The organism is Bradyrhizobium sp. C-145 (assembly GCF_023375135.1).
GTDB classification, from domain to species: Bacteria; Pseudomonadota; Alphaproteobacteria; order Rhizobiales; family Xanthobacteraceae; genus Bradyrhizobium; species Bradyrhizobium zhanjiangense.
On the sequence record NZ_CP088150.1, the window covers coordinates 5255186 to 5276588 of the forward strand.

15 protein-coding genes are annotated in these 21403 nt (G+C 60.1%); 3 read left to right on the forward strand and 12 right to left on the reverse strand.

All coding sequences use genetic code 11. The features are described from left to right. Positions 1–112: 112 nt before the first annotated feature. Together LRP30_RS24740 and LRP30_RS24745 are read right to left on the reverse strand one after the other, a co-directional pair. Positions 113–3253, reverse strand: a complete 3141-nt coding sequence (locus LRP30_RS24740; RefSeq protein ID WP_249756555.1) for an AAA family ATPase — start codon at positions 3251–3253, stop codon at positions 113–115. 1330 nt (positions 3254–4583) lie between these two features. Beyond that, complete coding sequence (locus LRP30_RS24745; protein WP_249756556.1) at positions 4584–4805, reverse strand: hypothetical protein; 222 nt, start codon at positions 4803–4805, stop codon at positions 4584–4586. A 1218-nt stretch (positions 4806–6023) separates the two neighbouring features. Between LRP30_RS24745 and LRP30_RS24750 the strand changes: the two genes are divergently transcribed. Both LRP30_RS24750 and LRP30_RS24755 read left to right on the forward strand, forming a co-directional pair. Then, complete coding sequence (locus tag LRP30_RS24750) at positions 6024–6371, forward strand: tyrosine-type recombinase/integrase (RefSeq protein ID WP_245473727.1); 348 nt, start codon at positions 6024–6026, stop codon at positions 6369–6371. 21 nt (positions 6372–6392) lie between these two features. Further along, positions 6393–6605, forward strand: coding sequence for a hypothetical protein (locus LRP30_RS24755; RefSeq protein ID WP_249756557.1), 213 nt, complete (start codon positions 6393–6395; stop codon positions 6603–6605). A 949-nt stretch (positions 6606–7554) separates the two neighbouring features. Here LRP30_RS24755 and LRP30_RS24760 read toward each other — a convergent pair. The 9 genes from LRP30_RS24760 to LRP30_RS24800 all read right to left on the reverse strand — a co-directional run bounded on the left by LRP30_RS24760 (position 7555) and on the right by LRP30_RS24800 (position 17911). Next, the gene (locus LRP30_RS24760) at positions 7555–7863 is read right to left on the reverse strand and encodes a hypothetical protein (protein ID WP_128933090.1); all 309 of its coding nucleotides are present in this window, start codon (positions 7861–7863) and stop codon (positions 7555–7557) included. A gap of 229 nt (positions 7864–8092) precedes the next feature. Next, a complete protein-coding gene (locus LRP30_RS24765; RefSeq protein WP_206734917.1) occupies positions 8093–8338 on the reverse strand; it encodes a hypothetical protein in 246 nt (81 codons plus the stop codon). Positions 8339–8475: 137 nt separating this feature from the next. Then, the gene (locus LRP30_RS24770; protein ID WP_164940652.1) at positions 8476–8835 is read right to left on the reverse strand and encodes a hypothetical protein; all 360 of its coding nucleotides are present in this window, start codon (positions 8833–8835) and stop codon (positions 8476–8478) included. Between the two features lie 192 nt (positions 8836–9027). Next, on the reverse strand, positions 9028–10821 hold the full coding sequence (locus LRP30_RS24775; RefSeq protein ID WP_208758132.1) for an ABC transporter ATP-binding protein: 1794 nt from the start codon (positions 10819–10821) through the stop codon (positions 9028–9030). A 50-nt stretch (positions 10822–10871) separates the two neighbouring features. After that, the gene (locus LRP30_RS24780) at positions 10872–11867 is read right to left on the reverse strand and encodes a glycosyltransferase family 2 protein (RefSeq protein ID WP_128933088.1); all 996 of its coding nucleotides are present in this window, start codon (positions 11865–11867) and stop codon (positions 10872–10874) included. Further along, the gene (locus tag LRP30_RS24785; protein ID WP_128933087.1) at positions 11864–14794 is read right to left on the reverse strand and encodes a trifunctional glycosyltransferase/class I SAM-dependent methyltransferase/polysaccharide deacetylase; all 2931 of its coding nucleotides are present in this window, start codon (positions 14792–14794) and stop codon (positions 11864–11866) included. Before LRP30_RS24785 ends, LRP30_RS24780 begins: the two co-directional genes overlap by 4 nt. Further along, entirely contained in the window at positions 14791–15861 is a 1071-nt protein-coding gene (locus tag LRP30_RS24790) for a glycosyltransferase (RefSeq protein ID WP_245474161.1), read from the reverse strand. Before LRP30_RS24790 ends, LRP30_RS24785 begins: the two co-directional genes overlap by 4 nt. Positions 15862–15947: 86 nt before the next feature. Next, positions 15948–16946 carry a UDP-glucose 4-epimerase GalE gene (gene galE / locus LRP30_RS24795; protein WP_249756558.1) on the reverse strand — a complete coding sequence of 333 codons (999 nt, stop codon included), beginning with the start codon at positions 16944–16946 and terminating at the stop codon, positions 15948–15950. Continuing rightward, positions 16943–17911, reverse strand: coding sequence for a UDP-glucuronic acid decarboxylase family protein (locus tag LRP30_RS24800; RefSeq protein WP_208758149.1), 969 nt, complete (start codon positions 17909–17911; stop codon positions 16943–16945). Before LRP30_RS24800 ends, galE begins: the two co-directional genes overlap by 4 nt. Positions 17912–19509: 1598 nt before the next feature. On the opposite strand from LRP30_RS24800, the gene LRP30_RS24805 reads away from it, so the two are divergent. Then, positions 19510–20661, forward strand: coding sequence for a YihY/virulence factor BrkB family protein (locus tag LRP30_RS24805; RefSeq protein ID WP_128933084.1), 1152 nt, complete (start codon positions 19510–19512; stop codon positions 20659–20661). Between the two features lie 304 nt (positions 20662–20965). Here LRP30_RS24805 and LRP30_RS24810 read toward each other — a convergent pair whose 3' ends face one another. Continuing rightward, entirely contained in the window at positions 20966–21130 is a 165-nt protein-coding gene (locus tag LRP30_RS24810) for a hypothetical protein (protein WP_245474159.1), read from the reverse strand. Positions 21131–21403: the final 273 nt, after the last annotated feature.

Consider the following 21403-nt stretch of genomic DNA (forward strand, 5'->3'; position numbering starts at 1 on the left):
GGTTCGGATTCTGCCTGAACGCAGGTCTGGCTGCGCCCCGCTGAAATGACATTATCGCAAGATTGGCCCGACGTGCTAGACGAAGTCCGTCCGTCTTGCCTTCAGAAACTGTCTACGCCCAGAGATCTTCCAGCAGTGCTTTGCTTTCCTTCAAGTCGCGAACGTCGAAGCCTTCGTTGAACCAACCGTAGATCGGCGCGAGAAGACCGCGTGCTTCGTCAACCTTATCCTGATCACGCCAGAGCCGGGCGAGACTGACGGCAGAGCGAAGTTCCCAGAGTTTCGCTTCCTGCTGGCGAGCAATCGCAATGGCGTGGCGAAACTCGGTCTCCGCCTCGGCCTCGGCGCCCGGCCGAGCCGCCAGCATCAACTCGCCTCGTCGGCGGTGCAGTTCGGCCTCGAACCATCGCACCCCCAATTTCTCGGTGAGTGCCAAGGCGTCGGATAGTTGACCGAGGCCGGTTTCAAATCGCGCAGCCTTTGCCCCGGCTGCCGCGAGCTGCGCGAGGTAGAATGGAAGAGTCCACACTGCGCCGGAGGCCTGGAATCCCTCGATACCGCGCCGCAGTAAGTCCACCCCGGCTTCTGCGTCGCCGGCCTCGGCCAGCGTCCAGCCGCGATATGCCGTCCCCATCGCGAGAAAGAAGGCAAAGCTCTGCTCGGTGGTGAGCGCAACTAGCTCCTCCGCCCGTCGCCCAACCATATCCGCATCATCGAGCACGAAATGCAATCGGCAGGCAACGCTCAGCGCGAATGCGAGGCTGATCGGGTGGGACGACTCGCGCGCCTCTGCCAGGGCGTCACTGCTCTGCACGCGCGCCTGATCGGCGAAGCCAAGTAGGCCACACGTCAGCGACAGGAACGAAAGCATCGCTACGCGGGCGTTTTCTGCGAACAGAGCCGTCAGAAAGCGCTGCTGCTCCGGATCGTAGAGGGCGAGCCCCCGCTCAAGATGGGTACGCGCCAAGGCCAATTGTCCGCGATGAAGCCAGCTGTCGCCGACTGCCCGATGACCGGCGACAAGAATGGCCGCGTCGTTTTGTCGTCCTGCCAAATCGAGCAGGTCCTCGGCGATGCGATGCGATCGGCCCGTTTCACCGCGCACGTGATAATGCACGAACTCGCCCCAGAGCGCCTTGAGCAGGTTCGGCGTGTCGTTCAGTGACTCGCAGAGGCAGCGCGCCCGGGCGTAGGCCCTGCCGGTCTCTTCGGCCGCATGGCCCTTTGCGGCGATCAATGCGCCGCCGAGCGCGAGTTGAAGGTCCGTTTCGGTACCCTGGCGCCCGGGGGTGTCCGGCAGATGGGATAGCAGATCGAGCGCCTTTCGCATCTGCACGATTGCTTCCGTCATTGCCGATCGAGCCTTGGAACGCTCACCAGCCTTCTGCCAATAGGAAACCGCCTTTTCGATCAGACCCGCATGCCCGCAATGGTGGGCGAGAATCTCCGGTTGCTCTTGGATGCCCCGAGCGAGCCTCTCCTCAAGCGTGCCAGCGATCCGCGCGTGCAACTCGCGGCGTTGGCCGCGCAACAGTGTGCCGTATGCCGCGTCTTGGACCAGTGCGTGTTTGAACAAGAAATTGGCGTCGGGCGGTTCGCCACGCCCAAACATGAGCCCGGCGTTGATCAGCCGATCGATCGCCGCTTGCAGCTCGTTGTCACACCGCTGTACGATCGCGGCAAGCAGATCGTAGGAGAACTCGCGGCCAATGGCCGCGCCGACTTGGGCCACCTCCTTAGCTATCGGACCGATTCGGTCGAGCCGCGCCATCAACGAAGCATGCAATGTGGCCGGCACAGCAAGTCCGGGCAGGGGCGCGAAAGAGATGGCTCGCGCGGCCCCCTCGGGGCTCGTTTCGAGCACCGCTTTGGTCAACTCCTCGACGAACAGCGGCACGCCATCCGTTCGTTCAGCAATTTCATTGACGATTTCGGTCGGCAGCGTCCGGGTGCCAGCCACGCTCCGGATCAGCGCAGCGCCCGCGTTCTGGTCAAGCCGGTTCAGCACGAGCAAGCTGACGTGCGGTTTTCCGGTCCATACCAACTGGAACTCGGGGCGGCAGGTGATCAGGACCAAAACCGGTATGCTCGCTACTCGATCGACCGTCCGGTCCAGCAGCTCGCGCGAGCTCGGATCGATCCATTGCATGTCCTCGAACACGACCATGATTGGATGTCTTTGCGCGAGAGTTTCAAGCTGGCGAGCCAGAGCGGCGAAGCTTCTCTCCTTCTTTTGTTGCGGCGTAACGGTAACGGGCAGGTACAGATCACCCTTCGGGATCGACAGCAGCTCGGCCAGGATCGCCACGTCCTCGTCGGATGGCAATGCGGGGGATAGCAGCACTCGGAGTTTGTCGAGCTTCGCCCTCGGTGTGTCCTCACGATCGAAACCAGCCGCTCGCTGGAGTTGTGCGGTGAAGGGATAGAGTGCGCTTTCCTGATGACGTGGCGAGCAGAAATAGCGCAAGCAGGTGTGCGGCTCGCGCTTGATACGCTCCTGGAGAGCCGCCACGAGGCGCGACTTGCCGATCCCCGCCTCGCCGACTAGCAATATTACTTGACCGGTACCCGCCCCTGCACGGCGCCAGCTCCGTTCCAGCCGCGCGAGTTCTTCCTCACGCCCAACCAGCGGGGCGAGAACTGAAGGGTGCAACGCCTCGAAGCGGCCTTCCGCTGTTCCCTCATGCAGCACCCGCCAGGCTTGCACCGGCGCGGCGAAGCCCTTCAGCGTGACCGCGCCGAGATCCTCGTAGTCGAAGAGCCCGCCGATGAGCCGCCGCGTGTCCTCAGCGATTACCACTCCATCCGGCTCGGCGAGGGCCTGGAGTCGAGCGGCCAGATTCGGCGTCTCGCCAAGGACCGCCTGTGCCTCCGCCGCTTCGCTGCCGATAAGGTCACCTACGATGACGAGACCAGTCGCGAGCCCAAGGCGAACCCGCAGCTCGAACCCGGGTGGGGCTCCCGACGCGTGCCTGGGCGCGGCGATCTCAAGCGCAGCGCGCACTGCGCGTTCGGCATCGTCCTCATGCGCTGAAGGATGGCCGAACAGGATGAGCATGCCATCGCCGATGTAGCGGCTGATGGTGCCACCGTATTTGCGGACGACTGCCGCTACGCTATCGCGGTACTCGGCGATTATGTCTCGTAGATCTTCTGGATCGAGCTTTGTCGCAAGTCCCGTCGAGTCGACGAGGTCGCAAAACATCACTGTCAGCTGGCGACGCTCGGCGGAAGAACTTGGTGCGGGTGACAAGCTCGAGCGCTCCGCGACCCGTGCCACGATGGACGTCGATGCGCCCGCCCCTGCTGCTACTCGCAGCGTGAGTGCTGCGCCACAGTCGCCACAGAAGTTCTTGCCTGGCGGATTGTCGGCCCCGCACGCCGAGCAGCGAAGGAATAGCGGCGCGCCGCAGTCGCCGCAGACCTTCTTTCCCTCTGGGTTGACTCTGCCGCAACTCGGGCAATCCATGCCGCACCCGATCGAATTGCTGACCTACATGAGTGCACGTCGGTCTAGGGACGAATCTTCAGAGCGCGCTCTCTGAAGATTCTCTCGTCAGCTGCCTACCAAGCGCCAAGGATGATCAAGCTCACGATGGTCAGGAAGTAGATACAGGCGATATTCGCAGGGAAAATGAGCCAGCCGGGTGTCATCGTTGCCTCCCGAGCGGTTGTCTCTACAAGCTTAAGCCGGCAGGCTCGACAAGAATTATGAAGTGGCTAACACTCTGCAGCTCAAGCCTATTTTCAATCTAAGAAAGTTGAACATAGCCTGTCGCGACCCAAACGCGAAATGGGTGACGATCAGCAAATGCCTGCACCTGTAGGCAGTCCACTAACTACCGCCTGCCGAGTCGATGAAAGGTCCTCTCGCGCGTCGCCAACCGACTACGAACAAAATCCAACTGCAGCGCGGAACGACTTACTACTAGCTGCAATGCAGACCGAGATGTCGCGCTGAGGCCGTCGCTCCACGTCTTGGCCGCCAGCCAGTCGCGCATCGGTTGGAAGAGCGCTCAAAGCGCGGGCACAAGGCTGAGCGTGCCGGGCGTCGCCTCACCCCAATCTGTTAGCCACCAGACCGCATCAGAAACGGATCCATTGACAGAGCTAATCGGTCCGCAACTTGCGTGGCGGCCGGCGTGGACTGCTGGTCGGTAGGCAGCGAGCCGAGAGAATTGACGGCCAGCCCGGTCCCAACGGCAAGAACAGCTATCACAATCGCAGAGAAATATTCGATCCTCATGGCGATGATCCTCCATCGCTATGACAAGACAATTGTGTTCGCTGAAAATTAGTTCCGTTGGCAGGTCGATGGTTGCGGGAAACGGCGACAAGCTTGGCCGGACTTGAGGGGTGCTCAGGCCGAAGGGCCATACGCGGGTCTCTCAGAACATTCCGATCGAGGCGAAAAGCGCAATCTCGATTAGGACAGTGAGGCCCATGATGGCGACTGTAAGAATTGCTTCGCACGGCGGTAAAGAGGTCATGGCGTGACTCGCATATTGCGAAGCCCCGAAGCCCACTAGCCAACCTCCTGATGGCGGAAATGTTTCGGGTTCGAAGGGCGTTAAGCACAATGCCTAACGCATTTCGAGTTCCTTGATCGCCAAAGCCGCAATTTCTGCCGGGGCGAGAGCCTCCGTTTGGGCGATCCTGATGATCTTGCTTGCGACCTTTTCCGTGAGCGGATCGTCGCGATCCTTAACGCAAAGCGTATGGAGCGCCTGCTCGTAAGCTGCCGTGATGCGGCTGACCATTTCGGGCTTCAAGTCGGCGGTTTGTAATCGCAGGTAGGTAGACATTTCTTGCCTCCTAAGCCCACGCGGGAGAGCATGATAGCACGAGGAACCGATTGGCTATCGGAGAACTTCGGACGCTTGGAGCAGCGGTATTAGTGCAAAGCCGGGATCAAGGTAGCATGTCGCGCGTTACGCGGCGGCAGGATACCCGTGCATGGCAAGGAGGCTGTGCACATCAAGCCAACGGTGGCAGCCATGGCGGACATCCCTCCGACCGCGTCCGTGGTCCATCCCCCCAGTTTAGATCATCCGGAGCATCGCCGGGCGATCTGCAACGAGACTGGTGAGCAACTTCGCGGCACCCTCACGGACGATCTCACCCCACTACCATTGCAACCCACTACCATTGCAACTGCAAAATATGGTGGAGCGGCTGACCGAATTGGACGGCAGTGCACCGTCGGCCGCGCATCGCCAGGACGATACGTCACCCCGACCACACTGGAATTTTGTGTCGGCGCTTTGGCAGGTCTTACGACGCGGCCTTTAGGGCGTGACCGCCCTCTTTGAGGATATTTCACCCGCACGTTTTCCGACTTTGCTCGCGCGGGACGCCGCTGACGCCCTCGAAAAATAAGCAAGAGGGAAGACCAAGACTAGCCGCCTCCGGTGGCATTTTCCTTGTAACTGAGCGCTCTAGCTCAGTATGCCCATTCGGGGCTAGAACGCCCCGCGAGGTCCGCGTCGCCCTCCTTACCGGACGTGTTCGCCCAGGCCAACTCGCGCCATCGCGGCGAACTACTCAATCACCGCCAAATGAAGCTTACAATTGAGATACTAAAAGTGTAACGCAGGCGATCAGCGTCGCCGTGCTAAGGGTCACGACGACGAGAGCTTGTTCGCTGCGAGCTTGCAGATTGTCATCGTCCATTGATCCCAACGCCAAGAACACGCATCGGTTTCCATCTATAGGGAAAGACCGCCTTACTGTTTCGGCTCTCGAACTCAGAAATGTCAACCGACCGTCCATTGAGGGGCATGAGCGCCGGCTGGGACTGACTGCGCTGGACGCGCCGAATAGGCCCCCTCCGTTGCGCCTGCTTGAGGTTTCGTGCAGGTCTCAAGGGTTGTGCGGTGCTCAGCTTGTCACGGCACACAATACAACTTCCAGCATTGCTGCTGCCAGCATTGCTGCTGCCAATTCCGGATGGCTTGTTCATCAAATTCCTCCGCAGAGACATCCTAAGAAATCTTGAGGAATGGGTGTGGGACGCGGTCACCATGCTGCGCTCGGCCGAACTGCTCGGCGCGCACCGCAACGAACTGATCGACCTCGACGGCGAGCAGCCGCGCCTCGACGTGCCACTCAAGCGGGTGAAGAAACGGCGAGTGATCCAACAGCCGCTGCCGAGCCTCGCGGTGGAGATCATCTGCGAGGCCTTGAAGGGCAATAACAAGGATTTCGTATTCGCCAGCCCGCTCGACAACAAGCCGATGCACCGCAAAGCGATGGCTGACGCGCTGCGTGGCGACAAGCGCAAGGGCAAGGTGAGAACGCCCGGCATCTGCCAGTTGCTCGGCCTGCGGTCGTTCACGCCACACGATCTGCGGCGGACAGCGGCGAGTTGAGCGCGTCGGATCGGTCAGCCGATGGCGAAGATTGCGCTTTGCTTGGACCATCTCGTGACGACGGAGGACGGCATCAAGCTGCCACCCGTGACCGGCAAGCACTACGTCCACGCCGAGGATCGCGAGGTGAAAAAGAAGCGGGAAGTCCTGGACGCGTGGGCCGCAGAACTGCGGCGGATCATCGGCGAGCCTCCTGTGAAGGCCGTTGATCCGAAGCTGCTGCTCGCGGCCTGATCGCTCCGGAGCCCGATCCGATCTTTTGGCTCGGGCTTTTTCTACGAAACACGTTGAAACCGGTGTGCCTATCGAGCGCGTGAAGAAACGATCTGCGCCTTTAGTGAGCGCTTATCGTCAATCCATTTGAACGCGCGGCTTAAAGCTTCTGCTTGCCCTCTTGGCCCACTTTGGTGATCCCAAAAATGGGTTGTCGCTTTGTGCTAACGGTTCTTTGCTCAGCACTCAGAACTTGCCTGCGAAGCTGCTCAAGCTCAGCGCGCTGAGCAACGAGCACCTCAAGGCGTTGGTACAGAACAGTCGTACGGCTGTCCGCCTGACCGCGATCACCCATTGCACGCCCATAACTGCTTTATGAGATGGCCGCCGTTGGACGCTAGAGATCGCACAACGTGGCAAACGCTCCGAGGCCCGGCAGCAAGGGTCGAAGTAGCGATGCCAACGCGCTGAATTGGCCGCTTGTTCCTGGCGGAAGCATGGGGCGTGAAGGGCTCGGACGCAGTCAAGTCATGCTGATCGCCGCGAGCACCATGCAAACGAAGTATATACCCGCCATGCTGAAAGCGACGATCCGGGCCGTGCTCCTACCGTCCATGGTCTCTATCCACATGGAATCCACATGGGCTGGCCCCGACACCAAGGGCAATGGGGGAAGCTGGATCGGAGCCAGTCTTGCCGTCCATTGTTCAAAATGGACGGAAAGCCAACAAACTTGCCGGTAGCCGCGTTCCAATGTAGGGCGCGATCCCGCATGTCGCGGTCAGCGGGATCGGCTTGACCAGCGGTGCGCGTCGGTCCTTCTTGCACTGCCAGCGTTTCAGTGCCGCATTGAGCTTCAAATCGGCCTCTGGCCGCCAACATAAGGCGTGGAGTAGCAAGCTCGCGCGCTTTCATGCGGCGTGCACCATGGTGTTGCCCCGGATCAATTCCGCCTTCGCTCCGGACGGAACTAGTCGCAGCGGCGCTCCCTGCGTGTAACCATGCGGCCATCCCGTTCGACCGTGACGGTCTCTGTGCGGCAGCGCTGTCTTGGGCCGACCGTAACGCCTCCCGGACCGACGCCAACTGTCGTGTCGCGGTCGTAGCGGTCGCGGTCCCTGTAGTTACGGTCCCTGTAGTAGCGGTCCTCGCGATCCCGGCCAATCTGAACATCAACGCCTTGGGCCATCTTGACGCCTTGGGCGTTGGCCGGAATGGCGAGCGGGATAGTTGTCAGTGCCGCTGCGGTCGCGGCCAAAACAAGAGCGATCTTCAACATGTGCGAGTGCTCCCTTGGGGGTGAACCGGTGTAACGGGAGTGAACTCCGACCGTTCCTGCCGTAGGTGGCGGCTTCTTCCTTGCGGTCCCAAATCTGCCCTCATCGAGCGGTTGGCGATCGTCGGCGGCCCATTACTACCGCTTTTAGCGTCCCCGAAGGACACGGGCCCGATGTCTAGCGGCTTGCTGTTTGTTCTCATTTCGTTCGCGGCGCGTAGACCGCCCCGTATCATTTTCTCTTACTTGCCGAAGCCTTCCGAGTGGTGTCGATTACGATGATTTCTGAAGCGCGTTCGCCATTTTTAACACGTTCATCTCGAATGCGGTTGACCTCATTCAGCTTATTGCCAAGATCACCGTAGTCGATGATCACAAACACACCAAATTCGGTTTGTGAGGCGGCCTTATGGAATTCCAATTGCTTCTCGTAGCCGTGAACGACCGTGCCGCCTGATCGTTTCATCTCGACAAACACGCGGGCCTGATAGCCACTTGAGAATTTGAAATCTATCGGCCCTCCCCCATGTTTGCCTCGGGCGAGATATCTAAATCGTTTGCTTTGCAGAATGCATCAGCGATCTACTCCACGAACACTTCTTGGAGGTTCGCATGTCACACGTTGGTACCAACTTCATTCTTGACCAATACTGGCAAGCTGTGGATGAGATCGTCGCACATTGCGACGGTGATCTGTGGAGCGCTCTTTATCCAATCCGACGGCGGTGATTTGGAGCAGGAATTGAAGGCGCATGAAGCGGCGGTGATCGGTCCATTCGACGAAGCGACGAGGCGAACGACCAGATTGCGAATGGTGGCTTCGACGCAGTGGTCAATATCGATTTGCGTGGAGATCGAGCGTTCTCCCTCGCCGACGAACTGGTGCGCCGTCGCATCCGTTTGTCTTTGCGACCGGCTACGGTCCCGAGGTGTTGCCGATCTTCGTGCCGTGCGGTAGTTAGAAAAACCCGTCACGCGCGCGTGATCGCAGCGGCTGGCGAAAATCCGGCTTCACTGGGACCTTTATATCGACCAGCTGCAGCTGACGATCGGCGCGAAGCAGCATCCGTCTCGCTACCCGCAAAACGCCGACCATGTGGTCTTGCAAGTCCCCGACGCAACCTCTGTGTGTGGACAACGTTTTGACCAGGCTCGCCTCAGGCGCGGTTAGATATTGGAAGCGGGACTTGATGCCGGTTCCGAAGATTTCGAGGGATTCCTCGAAAGCATACGGTTTGCATTCGCCAGAACCTTCGATGGGGGGCCTTCCGCACACACCCGGCCATTTTCGATAGAAACCACGTGGTCTGCATCGAGCACGGACTCGATGCGATGCGTAATGAGCAATAAGGTTCGGCCCTTCAACTGCTGCTGGATCGCACGTCGAACGTTTTCCTCCAGGGTTCGATCGAGCGCGCTCATCGCTTCGTCGAGGATGAGAAACTTTGGATTGCGCACAATCGCACGTGCAAGACCAAGTCGCTGACGCTGACCGCCCGAGAAGCGCAGGCCATGCTGTCCTATCCAGGTGTCGTATTTGTGAGGTAAGGCCTCGACGACCTCTGAAATGCCCGCGACCCGCAGCGCCTGCCGAACCTCTTCCTCGGAGGCGTCGTTTTTAGCCATCCGCACGTTTTCGATCACCGTGCCTTCGACCAGGTCGACATCCTGGCCCGCAATCGCGAGCATGTCGAGCCAATCGGTTCGACGAACGTCTTCGATGGATCGCCCATCAACCCGTATGACACCCTCGTTGGCCGAATAGAGTCGCAACAATAGATTTACGATCGTGGTCTTGCCCGCTCCACTGGCTCCAATGAGCGCAGTGATCTTCCCCGCAGGAATGTCAAACGAAACATCCAAAAGCGCGGGCTCGGTACCGGCATCATAGCGGAACGTCACGTTGCGAAATGAAATGCCGTTCTCCAGTTTAGCCACGGCCACGTGCCCGGCCTTCGGGTACTCCTTGTCATCTGTCGACAGCATGTGTCTGATGGACCGCAGCTGCGGCTCGATCTGCGCCATATACAGCAGGTTCCCTTCCAGATCTCGCATATGCGGCTGCAATCGATAGAGCAACGCGACCGCGGTCAGGCTCGTCGCGAAGCCGATTCCCCACAAACCAGCGAACGCGATGACGAGAAACAGCACGGCAAGATAGCCCACCTCCGTCAGGGGCGAGACCAGAGCGGACAGACGCGCAAGCCGCAGCGCGACCTGCCGTGCCTGCGTCGACGCGTGCTCGAAGCGCTTCTGGTGAACCTCCTCCTGGCCATATGCGCGGATCGTGCGCATACCCTGGAGTGTCATCAGCATATGCTCACCCAGTTTTTGATGAACCAGCTTGACGCCGGCACCCAACTGCTGAATCGGCAACGAAAGATGACGCAATCCAGCCGACACGAGCATTGAGGCCGCGACGGCGAGGACGGTTATCTTGATCGAGAGCGCCAACAGAAATGACGCGAAGAGAAAAACCGAACACGAACTCACGATAATGCGGGTAAGACTGGCGTATGCCCCGGAGATCACCCATGTCTCGGTTCCCAACACCTCCATGAGGTACGCTTCGTCATGGCGTTGGAAGAACGAATACGAAGTTGACAGATACTGCAGATGAACGCGGTTGCGCGCGACTTCATTGATCTTCTCCCCAACACGCGCACTGATTAATGTGTTGATGAAGGAAAGAGCACCACGAGCAACGATGAGAAAGAGCAGAACGACGGCAGTTTCTGTCGAGCTGTGAAACCAGTTCACCGCATACCGGAGCGCTTCGCCCAGGAGGCCGCTGGTCGACGTCGCTAGCTCCACCTGCCCCATAGCGAGATAGAAGAACAGGAGCACAAGGGTAATCCCGACCGTCTCCGCCAAAGATGAAGCCAAGCCCAGGACGATCAGCGCTGGCGTCACCCAACGGGGCAAAGGCGCAAGCTTGAGCAGCTTGAACAGTTCGACCAACGCCGCACGGCGAGCAGCTCTCGGTTTTCGTATGTTGTTCGCGTGCTCTGTCATAGCGATTGACTTGGATCGCCGATGGCAAACGACGAAGCCGGGGGTCGAACCGCCCTGCGACGTTGATGACGCCATTTCCACCGGATTTCCGAGACGGTATCCCGCGGCACATCGTGTACGGCGATCCTGAGCGCGAGCAAGGGATTCCGTCTGAACAGGAGTCCAAAGATTGAAGCGAAGTACCACAACTGACCGCCCGTCAGAGCTCTCCGAAGCAGCCAACGCGCATAGTTTCTGAAGCCTAGCTCAAGCAGCGTCGTGCGCTCAGGGTGCCGCGTCATGATCTCATCGGCGACCAGCATCCACGACCGAAACATCCGGGGCATGTTGCTTGACATGTTGTTCGGAAGGTAGCGATAGCCGATCTGGTACTCGGGCACGACCGCGAACTGGTACGCCTCCGCGACACGGCAATAGAACAGCAGATCTTCGCAGCCTTCTGCCCCCGATGCCCTGAGTCCGCTCTCGAAACCTTTTGCAACTATGAGGGCTTCCCGGCGGACCAGCGCCGAGCTGCCGTTGCCAATGAAATTTCCCTGACAGAGATAGTCCAGCACCTCGCCCGCATGAAAGACGGGATCGGACCTGGCACTTACGCGACTATCGGCATCGATCCAGTCATACCAGCTGTAGACAAGACCAGTCCGCTCTCCTCCGTCAAGCAAGGCTTGAAGCTGTTGCTCAATCTTGCAGGGCGTCCAGAGATCATCGGCATCAATGAACGCGACGAAGTCCGCGCGCGCCGCCTGCCAGCCCGCATTGCGGGCGGCCGCTACCCCTGCGTTATGCTGCTCTATGATGATTATTCGAGAATCCTCGGCCAAATGTCGCTGGACGACCGCAATCGTATTGTCGGTGGAGCCGTCGTCCACGACTATGATTTCCAGCTCCCGATGCGACTGGGATCTGACGCTGCGAAGCGTCTCGTCGATCGTTGCATCGGCGTTGTAGGCAGGAATAACCACACTGACGAGGAGCGCACCTGTGCTCATTGGTACTGCTCCAAGCAACGCGCGAATGTGTCCAGGCTAAAATCGCCTCTGACCTCAATCCGCGGCAGATCCAGCAAATTGTCCTTTAGCGTCGCGGCCCGTCCGACCGTGTTGAACAGGGTCTTGTAACCACATTCGGCGGCGAGAATTTCAAGCCGCTGATCGGTAGAGCCAAACGGGGCGGCAAGCGACGTTATCGATCGCCCAAGCCACTGTTCCAACTGGGCGCGAGATCGCGTCAATTCCTCGGCGAGAGCCTGGGTCGCAAGCTGCTCGCTCCGCGGGTGACTCGCCAAATGACTGCCAAAGGATACGCCCTCGGCCGCAAGCGCGGCTATCCTGGTCGGCGCAAGCAGCGAAGCGGGCTGTCCAAACGGCGCATCCCACTCCGCCCGCTTTCCCACCAAGTCGGTCGCGACGAACACCTCTGCCGATAAATCGTTTTCCTGGAGAATCGGCCATCCATGCTCGGCGAAATCCTCGTAACCATCGTCGAAAGTGATCAGCACCGGCCTGCCGACGAACGGATGATTGTTTGCCACGAACCAGGCGAGCTGATCCGAATTGATCGTGTGGTAGCCATTTCGGCGCAGCCACAGCATCTGTTGCCCGAACGCATTCGGAGACAAGCGGTACCGCGCCAGTTCGCCTGGTCCTCCTGCCGCAATTCGGTGGTACATCAGGACCGGAACGTGCGCGCGTCTTTCGGATTGCGCGACGTCAAACCTGCGCGCCACGGCCCCACCCCACACGATGCATCGCGCAACCTCGACCTCAATCGGCGCGTCGATAGCCGCGCATGTCACCTGTGTGTCAGGGGACGCTTCACCCGGAAGTAACCGCCTGAACCGATCGATACGGTACAGCTCCGTCTCGATCGATGTCTCCAGGGCGAGTCCGGGTACGCCCCGGAGAATTCGCGTGATCGTCTCCGCCCCATACGGACTCTCCCAGTCGAGCCCCGTTCGCGACATGTTGTCCTTCAACACAAAGGCATGGGCCGCCACAAGGTGACCGCCAGGACGCAGCGCCTGCACCAGTCGCGTCGCGACCGACTCTAGTTCGGCCTCATCATTAAGGTAGTAAAGGACCTCGGAGCAGACGATCAGATCGATGTCCTGCGGGAGCGGATCGGCGGACAAATCCAGTTGAGAGAATTCGATATTCTGATGCCCATTGCATCGGACTCGAGCACGATCGAGCGCCTTGGTCGAAATATCGGCGGCCCTGAGGCGCTTGACCCTGGGTGCCAATTGCCGCGTGAAATGTCCCTCCGCACACGCAAGCTCAAGCGCGTGATCCACTGGTTGGTCCGGAAGGAGCTCGAGCTGCCGGCTATACTTTTCCTGTTCATATGGCGAACCGTAGTTCCAGGGATCCTCTTGCTCGAAGAAGCCCTCCCAAAATTGCTGGCGTGCGGTGTCTCGAGGCTTTTCGGCACATCGCTTCCGTCTGCTGGAATCGGGGATACCTGAAATGGCCAGCGGCCGCGCCTCACGCGAGGCCCGCGTGGCCAACTCGCGCAAGCGCCCCCGGTGAGTATCTCGGCCGTCTCGCATCAAAGATCGAACCCGTTCGGTCCGCTTGTGGAGTGCGATTTTCGCCCGAACCAGCCTTCCGATCTGGTCTTTGACCTGCAAATGAACGAGGCCATGGCCGGCCAGCGCGATCCAGAAGCGGCTGTCGACAGTGCCGAGGGCACCAATATCGAGCAGCGTCAGGATGCGAGGCCCGTCACAGAGATAGACGTACAATCGATCAACAGTCCCGATCGGCCTAATGGTGCCGATACGGCGAAGGTCAACGCGCGTGCCGAACGTCAACGTGAGGACCCTGGGCGCCGAAAGGTCGTCATAGTCGAGCACTTTCCGCTCAAAGCGGTATTGGCACTTTCGCCCTGCCGCCGGGTCGTTCCATGCGCGACCGATCGCTGAAATGAGGTTGGTTACGCCCTCCCCGTATTGCGGCCACCGTTCCGCCAGCTTGGCGGGCACCGTTCTGGCCCCGACCGTCACGGCATCGAGCAGAACAGCGGCAATGAAGTCCGCCGTTGTCTCGGTCTTTGGGATGTCGCTGAGCGTTTCCAGCGATGGATCGCTGGCGTTCCTGCGGCCGCATTCAAATCCGGCACACCAGAGCGCGAAATACGCGTACGCCGCTGCCGCGCTACCGTATGCAGTTGAAGCTCCAGCCCGATGTGCGGGCGCCGGCTCGCTGACGCGATCATCGCTCGAAAATCCGCGCGCAATGACCACCCGCGCGTCGGTCAGCATCCGTTTGACGTCCTGTGTCAGAGAATGGTCGCTTGTCCGATAATAGCTCAATTTCTCATCGACATGGATCCACCTGCCGCCGCAGCGAGCGATCCGTTGCCATAGGTCCCAATCTTCGCACGTGCGGAGACTGGTCTCAAAGCCACCGACCTTTGCGACCGCGCTCTTTAGGACGAGCACGCCATGGATGAACGTGGCACACGTGCGGGCGAACCGTTCAAATGCGTTGTCCTGGATGGCCGGATCGCGGCGAACGGGAGTTTCACTGCCGTCAGGCATAACCCGGCAACAGTTGCAATAGGCGGCCACCGCCGCGGGATCGCGATCCAGCGCAGCATTCATCTGCGCAAGGAAGGATCGATCAATCCAATCGTCACTGTCCAGGAACAGTATTCGTTCGCCGCGCGCGCTTGCAATTCCCTTGTTGCGGGCACCGGAAGCGCCTGCTCCGCCAGACTGCAGAATCCGAAAGCGGGAATCCCGCGCCACATATTCAGCAACGATCGCGGCCGTGGCATCGATCGAACCGTCATCCACGACCAGCGCCTCCCAGTCGGCGGCGCTCTGCGCGAGCACGCTGTCAAGCGTTTCAGCAATGGTCCCTGCAGCATCGCGGGCGGCGATCACGACGGACGTACGCGGATCGGCTGTCATCTGCGAAACCTTCGACGATGATAGAACAGCAATCCGGCGAGATACCCCATCATCTCCTCTTTGAGGAAGCGGTCGCCAATGCTCCTTCCTTCTATTGCTTTCCGGAGCAACCGATAGAGATACCAACGCGGCTTGTGATAGTAGGCCAGACGCCGGTTCGCTGAGATTCCGGTTCTTTCATACTGCACCAAAAGTGCGGCCGCATGACCGCGCATGTAGTGATAGATCTGGCTGGCCAGGCCATCCATTGTCCTGCGGTGAAAGTGGAATGCGACTGACGCCGGAGTGTAACGACACGTGTAGCCGCCCGCGAGCAATCGATACCAATACTCCGAGTCGCCCGAGCAGCCGGCCTGACCGACGTCCAGGCGCTCATCAAAGAGCCCGACGGCCTGAAACACCTCGCGCCGGAACGCCATGCTCGCTCCGGCGCCGATGTCCCACGCGGGAAGGACCTGGCCGCGATGCGATCGGAAGGCTGCGCTGTCGTAATCCTGTTCGCGATAGCCTTTGCCAAATCCCCAATACGTCTCGAAATGCCGTTGCGCCTCGGTCGCGAGCTCGGCGGGAAGCACCAGCCCAGTCACCGCACCGATCTGGGGGGAGTCAAACGCACATGTCAGTTGCTCCAGCCAACGCGGGTGAAGCAGCACATCGTCGTCCGTATAGGCGACAATATCTCCGGTCGCCTGGAGCGCGCCGGCATTGCGCGCAATATCCAGACCGGGTCGCTCCTCGCGAATATAGGTTGCTGCCGCGGCCGACGCGACATCCCGCGTCCGCCGATCGCGCGATGCATTGTCCACCACAATGATTTCTCGGGGAGGATGGGTCTGCCGCGGCAACGACGACAAGCATTTTTTCAGCTCCTCCGGACGGTCGCGCGTGCAGATCACCACGCTCGCCGAGAGCCTCTCTTTCCTCGGGGTTCGCAGTTTGGCGTCGACCGTTGAGAGAAAGGCGTCGTTGATATGATCAATCCTGGCGTCCGTTATCTGGCCCTCATGCATCAGCACATGGCCGATCGGCTGGTCGGCGCGCCAGAACACCGTCATGCCCTCGTTCAACGTCGTTTCCGCAACATCGGACGCCGACCTCACGGAAACATGCGTCACGCCTCTTCCCAATCCAATTCCTGCGAATGGGGTCTCGATCATCGTCGTGCGAAATATGCCGGCGGGTTGCTATCGCTCCACCTGAGTGCAGTCTCAATAATGAAATCGATCTCGGATTGCCGCGGGCTCCAACCGAGCTCCCGCTTGGCTTTGGCAAAGGAGGCGACGAGCATGGGCGGGTCGCCCGAGCGGCGTGGGCCGCGGCGGACGACCGGATCGGTTCCGGAGACACGCTTCACGGCCTTTATTAGTTCGAGCACACTCGTGCCAACCCCTGTACCGAGATTGAAGACATGAGTACCGCCTCGAGCCACCAGCATGTCACCTGCGAGAAGGTGCGCCTGCGCCAGGTCATTGACGTGGATATAGTCCCTGATTGCACTGCCATCCGGCGTCGGAAAGTCCGTTCCCAGAATGGTGAAAGGCCGATCGGGTCGGCGCGCTGCTTCGATCGCCAGCGGAATGGCATGCGTTTCCGGTTCGTGGCGCTCGCCGAGCTCGCCGTCAGGGTCACAGCCCGCCGCGTTGAAATAGCGCAGCGAAACCGACGACATCTCGTACGCGCGATCAAAGTCCTCCAGCATGCGCTCGATGATCATCTTGGACCACCCATAGGGATTAATCGGCGCCTGCGGATGTGTTTCGTCTATCGGGGTGTGCTTGGGAACTCCGTAACTGGCACACGTGCTGGAAAAGAGCACGCGCGAACAGCCGGCCGCTCGCATTGCCTCCAGGAGGGCAAGCGTTCCTCTCGTGTTATTATCGTAATAGATGGCGGGATCAGCCACGGACTCGCCGACATAAGCCAGCGCCGCAAAGTGCGCGACGAGATCCGGCTTGTAGGTGTCCAGCGCTGCGCGCACGCCGGCTGAATCGCGAATATCGCACTCGACCAACGGTCCCCAGCGCACCGCATCGCGCCAGCCCCGGGAAAGATTGTCGAGCGTCACGACGTTCCAACCCGCCGTCGCAAACGCCTTGCAGCAATGCGAGCCGACGTAGCCGGCACCGCCGGTGACCAGCACGGTCTTGTTCATCTCGCCGCACCCGCACCGCGCGCAATCATCAACGTCTCGAAAAACGCAATGGTCTTGTCCAGGCCATCTCGCAGAGGAACAGTTGGAGCCCATCTCAACGTATCTCGTGCCATCTTGATGTTAGGCTGGCGCTGCCTTGGGTCATCGATCGGAAGCGGCTTGAAGTTGATCTCGGATCTGGACCCTGTGAGTTCGATTACCAGCGCGGCCAGCTCCACCATCGTGATCTCGGCAGGGTTTCCGAGATTCATCGGACCGACAACGCCGTCGCTCGTATTCATAAGTCTGACGAGACCGTCAATCATGTCGTCAACGTAGCAAAATGAGCGCGTCTGCTTGCCATCGCCGTAAATCGTAATCGGCTGATTGGTGAGCGCCTGCACAATGAAGTTCGAAACGACGCGTCCGTCGTAGGGCCGCATTCGCGGACCATAGGTGTTGAAAATGCGAGCAACTTTTATCGAAAGGTTATGTTGGCGCCGATAGTCGAAAAACAGTGTTTCAGCGCAACGCTTCCCCTCGTCGTAGCACGAGCGCGGCCCGATTGGATTAACCCTGCCCCAATAGGTCTCATCCTGTGGATGAGTCTCAGGATCGCCGTAGACTTCCGAGGTCGATGCCTGGAGAATCTTTGCCCGTATTCTCTTCGCCAGTCCAAGCATGTTGATCGAGCCGTGCACGCTCGTCTTGGTCGTTTGAACGGGATCGTGCTGGTAGTAAATCGGACTGGCAGGGCACGCCAGATTGAATATCTCATCGACTTCCACATAGAGAGGAAACGTAATGTCGTGCCGGATGATTTCGAGCTGAGGTGAACCCAACAGCGCACCTAGGTTTTCTTTCGCGCCGGTGTAGAAATTATCGACGCACAGAACTTCGCTCCCCGCGCCAATCAGCTGTTCGCACAAGTGCGAACCCAGGAAGCCAGCGCCGCCCGTTACCAGAATCCGCTTCCTTCGCGCCAACAATGATTTAACTCCCAACGCAATACACGGTCTCCACAAATGCGGATTCAGTCACTCCCACACCTGCTTGACTTCCAACCAACGATCTATCGGTTGGCACTCTGCTGTCTGTAATAACGTACGTTATTCCGGTGTTCGGCCTGTCGTTACTTTCGAACGACGGCGGCCATCTCTAGACGCCGTAATATTAACCTTGTTGCCGACGATGGCCGTTTTGTGTCGAATGAGGGCCGCCCTCGCCTGCATCAGGGACATGACAAGTCACGCTTCAAGAGTTTGAACGGTGGCGCACCAGCACAACACACGTTGATCTTATAGCGGATTGAAGCGATAGGTTGAAACGAGGTGCGAGATAGAGCTGCGCCACGCACGGTGGGACGCCCGATTCCAACATCGACGGTGAAGATCACGGTAAATCCGGTGAACGACGCGCCGGTTGCGGCTGACGACAGTTTTACTACTGCAGAGGATACTCGTGTTCGCCAGCGGCAACGTGTTGGCCAACGACAGCGGCGTTGAGCTTGTTGATGGTGCGATGGTTTCCGGACCTTCAAGGGCAGGAAGCTTCATGCTGATGACGATGCTTCGTTCAGCAGTACGCCAGTAAACCTCAACGGCACCGACTCGTTGCCTGCAAAGCTAACGACGGGGTGGCAGATTCCGGCATTGCGACTGTCTCGATCGATACCGCCGCGGTCGATGGACGTGGCACAGGCAGATATCGGCGACTGCCTTTCTTGGCCACTTACGTTTAAAAGGCGGCAATCCGGCAGACATGCCGGTCGAGCAACCCACAGCATTCCAGCTTGTTGTCAACCTCCGTACCGCCAAGCGCTGCGCGTAACAATTCCGGAGCCGAGGTCGTGAATAGGTACCACCTGCATGACCGGCTGCGTCTTCTCAGGCGAGTTTCGAAGGGAGTCCATCGTACATGGAATCGTCTTTGCTTGGCAGCGCAGGGTTCAAGTATTCATGAGAAAGGTTTGAAAGCTCAAACAAACAAAGGTAGGCGTCTCACCGTCGGAGTTCGGATTTCTGGAAGACTCAAAGAACGCGAGTGAGCGGCTACGGGTTCAACGCCGTCCCAACCTCAACGTTAGTCGGTAAAACCAGACGCATGCAGGGAGGCGCACCTCTGCATGTCGGGACCATTCGACCCCGGGTCAGAATGTCCTCCACGGCAAGTAAGATCGCGCTCTTCATGGCGCCAATCTGTATGCCACCATCGAGCTCGCGGTCAATGCGATTGATCCGCCGAAGCCGCTCGGAACCGCGCCATCACAGTAGCCTCGCCCACGGTACGCAGATCCTGGCAGATGCCGGATCGCTACGAAGCGCCCCGCTAGGAAGGATAGAGATCCTAAACTTTCCAACCTGCTAAACGCCGACGTGTGATTTTGTCCAGATGCGCGCGGCGGTTTTAGCCAAGCCAAGGCGACGCAGAGGTGCTTGTGAGTTTCCGCGTAACGGCTGTTGTCAACCGAGAAAGCCGCGGCCAATGGGTGTTTGCGTTCTGACGAACGGTCGAAACGCCACGGGCATCAGAAAGGAACTCCCTCTCTGGGCTTCCATTAATTTAATTCCGGCGGAGGAGTTCGATGGCCAAGGTCCGGAAGTCGGCTGCACGCCCAGAGGGCGGCGGATGGAGTCTGGCGCCAGCCCTGGGACTTCTTGCGGTCGCGTTTCTGTTGGATCGCCTCGCCCCGCCCGAGAACGTAGCGCGGCCCGACAGAAGGGAAGCATTTCCTAAGAAGCAGGATGGCGATCGGGACGCTTTCCCGGCCGCCGTCGCGACGGAAGGCGATGACCGCGGGCGGCTCGCCGACGCGCCCTCCGAGATTCCGGCGCGCGGTTGGAAGGACATCCTGCTGCGGGTCTACGGCAACATCTCCGAGCACCGCGTCCTCGCGCTCGCCGCCGGCATGACCTACTATAGCCTGCTCGCGATCTTCCCGGCGCTGGCGGCCCTCGTCGCAATCTATGGGCTCTTCTCGGATCCGGGCAGCATCGCCAAGCACGTCGACCAGGTCTCCGGATTCCTTCCGGGCGGCGCCATCGACGTCGCCAGAGATCAGCTCACGCGCGTGGCCTCGAAGGGCAATCAGACGCTCGGTCTCACCTTCGCCATCGGCCTGGCGGTCTCGCTCTGGAGCGCGAACGCGGCCATGAAGTCGCTGTTCGACACGCTCAACATCGTTTACGGCGAGAAAGAGAAGCGAGGCTTCGTGAAGCTGAACGCGCTTTCCCTCTCCTTCACGCTCGCCGGCATCGCCTTCGTCCTGATCGCACTCGGCGCGGTGGTGGTCCTGCCGGTGGCGCTGAACTTCGTCGGACTGTCGAACGCCGCCGATCTTCTCGTTCGCATCGCCCGGTGGCCCGCGATGTTCGTCGCGGTCGCGCTGGCGCTCGCGCTCATCTATCGCTTCGGACCAAGCCGCGAAGCGCCACGCTGGCGCCGGATCACGTGGGGCAGCGCAATCGCGACCGTCTTGTGGCTCGGCGCATCGGCGCTGTTCTCCTGGTACGCCGCCAACTTCGGCAAGTTCAACGAGACCTACGGCTCGCTCGGCGCCGCGATCGGCTTCATGACTTGGCTGTGGATCTCCGCGATCGTGATCCTGCTCGGAGCCGAGCTCGATGCCGAGATGGAGCACCAGACCGCGCGCGACACGACGACGGGCAGCGAGAAACCTATGGGCGCACGTGGCGCCAGGATGGCCGATACGGTAGGCGCGGCCCGCAGCGCCTGATGATCCAGGCGGCGGCCCGTGGCCGTGTTTCGAAGGTCCGGATGCAAAATGGCCGCAGACTGACAGCCTGCGGCCCACCGGCAAAAATATGAGCACGGATGAAATACGCCAGCCCCGGTGCTGCGGGATAGATAGCCCGTCGGCGGCGCGTTTTGGATTCCGTGAGTCTACGGAGAGGGCGGCCTCAAGAGCGAGGTGCGAGACCGCAATCACATCGGACCGGGTTCCCGCGATCAACCTTGCTTCAGCGCGTCCTTGACCTCGCGCACAGGCCGGCTTTCGCCGGCCGGTATGACGCGGACCTTCACGCCGCCGCCGACCGGCGCGTGCGAGGCCACGTCATCGTCCCCGTCAGATCAGTCTCGGGCTTCCAGGCGAGCGTGAGATCCAGATCGCCTGGAAACACCAGCCATTGCGATCCGTCTTCGAGTTCGACGATGTGGCTTTCGGAATGGGACCGGATCTTCATCAGGCCGCATCCAGACTCCGCGGCGGGTCGTGCTGCACGAATGGGCGCCGCAGCCGGCCCGCCTCGTCACCGTGGCAGCTTGGACACCTGAACCGGACAACCGGCTGCGCGGATGACGTCCGCTGCAGGTTCGCGGCCATGGGCCAGGCGCCACAGCACGGGCAATCATCGCGACGGCTCCTTCAAGGCCAGCCCCTGTGATTCGAACGGCCTGGACATTTGCGGGTTCCCGCTCGGAGGCGGTCTCGAGGCGGTCCTCGTCGACCCGGCAGG